Annotated in this window: 2 protein-coding genes; both read right to left on the reverse strand. The window is 70.6% G+C overall.

Features of this window, described 5'->3' with window-relative positions; translation table 11 throughout:
* A partial coding sequence (locus MY520_RS27945; protein WP_436695957.1) for a winged helix-turn-helix transcriptional regulator occupies window positions 1-227 on the reverse strand: 227 nt, incomplete at its 3' end.
* The coding region (locus MY520_RS27950) for a VOC family protein (protein ID WP_436695958.1) at window positions 224-633 on the reverse strand (410 nt) is incomplete at its 5' end. The genes MY520_RS27945 and MY520_RS27950, both read right to left, overlap by 4 nt.

Here is a 633-nt window from a genome sequence, read left to right on the forward strand (position 1 = left end):
AGCCCGCGATCGGTCAGCGCGTAGGCCCGGGTGTTGTGCCGGAGCGGCAGACGGGTCAGTACGCCGGCCGCTTCGAGCTCGCGCAGGCGGGTCGCGAGCATGTTCGTCGGCACTCCGAGGTCGCGCTGCAGATCGCCGTAGCGCTGCGGCCCGTCGAGCAGCCGCTCCACGACGAGCAGGGCCCACCGTGCTCCGACGATGTCGAGGGCCGCGGCGAGGTCGCTCACGCGGTCGGATCGGCGTCCGGCTTCATCCAGAACGGCGAGTAGTGGTAGCCGTCGGGGTCGTCGAACTGGCGCTGGTACATGAAGGGGTAGTCGTCGGTGTCACCGATCCGCCCGCCGGCGGCGCCGGCGCGCTCGGCGAGCTCGTCGACCGCCTCGCGGCTGCCGAGGTCGAACGAGACCGTGACCTTCGAGGGCGTGTGGGGTCCGCCGACCAGCTCGTCGACGCCGCCGACGCTCGCGTACATCTCGCGGCTGCCGAGCATGACGTACTGCTCGGGCGCGATCGCGAAGCACGACACGTTGTGATCGGACATCTCGGCGTTGAGCGTCCAGCCGAGGGCGGTGTAGAAGGCGGTCGCGCGCTCGACGCTCTCGACCGGGCAGGTGATGAAGAGGCTCATGCGGT

It is taken from the genome of Geodermatophilus sp. CPCC 205506, from assembly GCF_051383635.1.
GTDB lineage: Bacteria > Actinomycetota > Actinomycetes > Mycobacteriales > Geodermatophilaceae > Geodermatophilus.